Annotated in this window: 4 protein-coding genes; 3 read left to right on the plus strand and 1 reads right to left on the minus strand. The window is 70.2% G+C overall.

The features are described from left to right. Nucleotides 1-227: 227 nt before the first annotated feature. Nucleotides 228-1,166, plus strand: a complete 939-nt coding sequence (locus IJH84_RS22705) for an aldo/keto reductase (RefSeq protein WP_295148800.1) — start codon at nt 228-230, stop codon at nt 1,164-1,166. Between the two features lie 244 nt (nt 1,167-1,410). On the opposite strand, the gene IJH84_RS22710 is transcribed toward IJH84_RS22705, so the two are convergent. Continuing rightward, complete coding sequence (locus tag IJH84_RS22710) at nt 1,411-1,932, minus strand: NUDIX domain-containing protein (RefSeq protein ID WP_295148804.1); 522 nt, start codon at nt 1,930-1,932, stop codon at nt 1,411-1,413. Nucleotides 1,933-2,077: 145 nt separating this feature from the next. Here IJH84_RS22710 and dop point away from each other — a divergent pair, with 145 nt between their 5' ends. Together dop and IJH84_RS22720 are read left to right on the plus strand one after the other, a co-directional pair. Continuing rightward, complete coding sequence (gene dop, locus IJH84_RS22715; protein WP_200069700.1) at nt 2,078-3,574, plus strand: depupylase/deamidase Dop; 1,497 nt, start codon at nt 2,078-2,080, stop codon at nt 3,572-3,574. Between the two features lie 283 nt (nt 3,575-3,857). After that, the gene (locus tag IJH84_RS22720; protein ID WP_200069699.1) at nt 3,858-4,049 is read left to right on the plus strand and encodes a ubiquitin-like protein Pup; all 192 of its coding nucleotides are present in this window, start codon (nt 3,858-3,860) and stop codon (nt 4,047-4,049) included. Nucleotides 4,050-4,135 lie beyond the last annotated feature (86 nt).

Consider the following 4,135-nt stretch of genomic DNA (forward strand, 5'->3'; position numbering starts at 1 on the left):
ACGGCCACCAACACCGGCCAATACCTGTAGGAACTGTTTCGGACCTTGTTTTGGCTGCTTTGGTGGTTACTGCTCAGCGGCTTCGCCGCTGACTAAAAGAAAGACAGCGGGTTCCGGCAAGGACGGAACCGAGTGGTTCCCGTGGCGGGTGCCGGACTCCGGTGCCCGCCACGGGTGTGTGCGGGGTCCGGGTGTCGATCCCGGCGGCGGGCGGTTAGGTTCGCAGCATGATCTCCACGCGCCGGATCGGTCTGGGCTTGGCCGCGCTGGGCCGCCCCGCCTACATCAACGTCGGCCGCACCGACGCGCTGCCCGAGCACCGCACCGCCGCAGCGATGCGCGAGCACACCGCGGTCGTCCTGGACGCGGCTTACGCGGCCGGGGTGCGCTGGGTGGACGCGGCTCGTTCCTACGGCAGCGCCGAGGAGTTCCTGGCGGCTTGGCTGGGTGAACGCGGCCACGAGGACGTCACCGTCTCCAGCAAGTGGGGCTACGCCTACGTCGCGGAGTGGCGCATCGAGACCGAGGTGCACGAGGTCAAGGAGCACTCGGTGGAGCGCCTGCGGGAGCAGTGGGCGCAGACCCGCGAGCTGCTCACCGACCGCGTCGACCTCTACCAGGTGCATTCGCTGACCACGGACAGCCCGCTGTTCGAGGACGCCGCGTTGCAGCAGGAGCTGGCGAAGCTGCGCGATTCCGGCGTGCGACTGGGCATCTCCACCAGCGGTGCGGCGCAGGCCGAGACGATCGAACGCGCGTGGGAGCTCGAAGCGGGCGGGCAGCAGCTGTTCGGCGCGGTGCAGTCGACGTGGAACTCGCTGGAACCTTCGGCGGGACGGGCGCTGCGCGCGGCGCACGACGGCGGCTGGCAGGTGCTGGTGAAGGAGTCGCTGGCCAACGGGCGGCTCGCGGTGAATCCGCCGGAGCAGGTCGCGCGCATCGCCGAACGGCGCGGCGTGGGGCCGGACGCGGTCGCGCTGGCGCACGTGCTGGTGCAGCCGTGGGCGGACGTCGTGCTCGTCGGCCCGGCGGGGCCGGAGCAGCTGCGGTCGAACCTGGCGGCGTGCTCGGTGGAGCTCACCGACGACGAGCTGCGGGAACTGGCTTCGGTGGCGCGGGACGCGCCGACCTACTGGGGTGAGCGTTCGGCGCTGCCGTGGCACTAGGGGGGTTCCGGAAAGTCGGCCTCAGCCGCGTTGCGACGGCTTCTGGGTTCTGTTTAAGAAGCGGCGTCAGCCGCTTGCGGTGCGCGAGGACTCAGGCCGACCACCGGCGGGTTCTCAGGCGTCTGCTGGCGAGGACAGCGCCGACGCCGCGTAGGGCGGCTACGTAAGGAGGCGATCCCGGAGCCAGCAGACGCCTGAGGTTCCGCTACCCGACCACCTACGCAGACCGCTTCCTAAACACTCCTTAGTCGTGGTCCTGCCGCCAGCTCAGCCATTCCTCGACGAACTGGCGCCCGTCCGGCACGAACGGCCACGCCGGGTCGGCGAGCCGGGCGCGCAGTTCCGCGATGCGCATCCACCAGCCGTCGGCGACCTCTTCGGGCTGGTGCACGATCGGCCCGCTCCACCGCGCTTCGTACAGGAACGCGTGATACCGGACCGTGCCCTGGTCGAACACCGACCGGAACAGGAACCGCACCGGCGCGTCCAGGATGCCGAGTTCCTCGGCGAGCTCCCGCTGGGCGGTGCTGTCCGGCTCTTCGCCGGCCGCCACGACGCCTCCGGCGCAGCAGTCGTGCATCCCGGGGTGCACGTCCTTGTCGTCGGTGCGCCGGTGCACGTACACCGATTCCCGGTCGGGTGAGAGCACCAGGACCGACGAGGCCGCGTGCCAAAGCCCGTCGCGGCGCATCAGCCAGCGCGGCGCCGCACCCGCGACCCGGCCGCTGCGCTCGTAGATCGCCACCTGCTCGTCCTGCGCTCCCACGCCGCCATCCTCGCAGAACCGCATCCGTGCCAGAGCTGCACGTGAATCCCACGAGACACCGGCGTGCCACCCACCGCGGTAACGGGGCCGAACGCACATCGCCGGAAACTCTGCTCAGCGCCGTTGAACCCGTAGGCTTCCAGGTATGCGGCGGATCATGGGAACAGAGGTGGAGTACGGCATCGTCGTGCCGGGCGACGCGACGGCCAACCCGGTGCTGACCTCCACCCACATCGTGCTCGCCTACGCGGCCGCGGCGGACATCCCGCGCGCCCGCCGGGCGCGGTGGGATTACGAAGTGGAGTCGCCCCTGCGGGACGCCCGTGGTTTCGACCTCGGTGCGCAGGCGTCGCAGAACAACGGTTCGGACAGCGACGACCTCGGCGCGGCCAACGTCATCCTCACCAACGGCGCCCGGCTCTACGTCGACCACGCGCACCCCGAGTACTCCGCCCCCGAGGTCACCAACCCGCGGGACGTGGTGGTCTGGGACAAGGCCGGTGAGCGGGTCATGGAGGAGGCCGCGATCAAGGCGGCCAGCGTGCCCGGCACCGCGCAGATGCAGCTGTACAAGAACAACGTGGACGGCAAGGGCGCCAGCTACGGCACCCACGAGAACTACCTGATGGCCCGGAGCACCCCGTTCACCGCGGTCATCGCCGGGCTGACGCCGTTCTTCGCGTCGCGCCAGGTGATGTGCGGCTCCGGCAGGGTCGGGCTCGGTCAGGCGGGGGAGAAACCCGGCTACCAGCTGTCCCAGCGTTCCGACTACATCGAGGTCGAGGTCGGGCTGGAGACCACGCTCAAGCGCGGCATCATCAACACCCGCGACGAGCCGCACGCCGACGCCGACAAGTACCGCAGGCTGCACGTCATCATCGGCGACGCCAACCTCGCCGAGACCTCCACCTATCTGAAGGTCGGCAGCACCGCGCTGGTGCTGGACATGATCGAGTCCGGGGTGCGCTTCGACGACCTGAAGCTGGCCGATCCGGTGCAGGCGGTGCACGCGATCAGCCACGACCCCTCGTTGCGCCAAGTGGTCGAGCTCGCCGACGGGCGCCGGTTCACCGGCCTGGACCTGCAGCGCGCCTACCACGAGCGGGCCGCGCAGCACCTGGAGGCCAACCCCGACCAGGTCGGCCGCGAAGTGCTCGAAACCTGGGGCGAGGTGCTGGACCTGCTCGGCGGCGACCCGATGGACTGCGCCGATCGGCTGGACTGGCCCGCCAAGCTGCGCCTGCTGGAGAACTACCGCGAACGTGGCAACCTCGGCTGGGCGTCCCCGAAGCTGCACATGATCGACCTGCAGTACTCCGACGTGCGGCTGGGCAAGGGCCTGTTCAACCGGCTGGTCGCGCGCGGTTCGATGCGCCGGATCGTCACCGAGGACGAGGTCCGCGCGGCGGTCACCGAGCCGCCGGAGGACACCCGCGCCTACTTCCGGGGCCGCTGCCTGGAGCGCTACCCGGCGGCGGTCGCGGCGGCGTCCTGGGACTCGGTCATCTTCGACCTGGGCCGGGACTCGCTGGTGCGCATCCCGACGCTGGAGCCGCTGCGCGGCACCCGCTCGCACGTGGGCGAGCTGCTGGAGGCCGCCTCCAGCGCCGAGGAGCTCGTCGACTCGCTCACCCGCGGCTGAACGGTCCGGCACCGGAAAGCCCAGCATCGAACGGCTCGGCACCGACGACTCCGGATCGGTTCCGCGCTCCGGGAAAAGATCCGACGCCGCCCCTTCGGATGTGGGCGAACAGGGGTTCTGCTGGGTACTGTTCAGTCAGGATGTCCTTGTCCGGCGACCACGTCCGAGGCTGATCGGGTTAACCGGGGCGAATCGGGCCAACCGGTCCGATCGGGCACCGGCACCGGTGGCGGTACCGGCATCCGGAGGGACGGACATCCAAGGACGATCACCGGGAGGCGAGATGTCCCAGGAAAAAGTCCAGCGGCCCGACGGCGGGGACGACGACGAGGAATCGGGTCCGGAAGCCGCCGGTCAGGAACGTCGCGAGAAGCTCGGCGAAGACGTCGACGCCATCCTGGACGAGATCGACGACGTCCTGGAGGAGAACGCCGAGGACTTCGTGCGGGCGTACGTGCAGAAGGGCGGCGAGTAACCGCCCGGGGCGGCACCGCCGGGCCGGTATGACACGGTCCGGCGGTCTTCGCTCGAGGACCCGATCATGATTAGAGTGCGGGGAGG

The organism is Saccharopolyspora sp. (genome assembly GCF_017434145.1).
Taxonomy (GTDB): Bacteria; Actinomycetota; Actinomycetes; order Mycobacteriales; family Pseudonocardiaceae; genus Saccharopolyspora_C; species Saccharopolyspora_C galaxeae.

Bases quoted from the DNA above. Each gene is read 5' to 3' on its own strand.
- IJH84_RS22705 (WP_295148800.1), top strand. From the start codon at position 228: ATGATCTCCACGCGCCGGATCGGTCTGGGCTTGGCCGCGCTGGGCCGC.
- dop (WP_200069700.1), top strand. From the start codon at position 2,078: ATGCGGCGGATCATGGGAACAGAGGTGGAGTACGGCATCGTCGTGCCG.
- IJH84_RS22720 (WP_200069699.1), top strand. From the start codon at position 3,858: ATGTCCCAGGAAAAAGTCCAGCGGCCCGACGGCGGGGACGACGACGAG.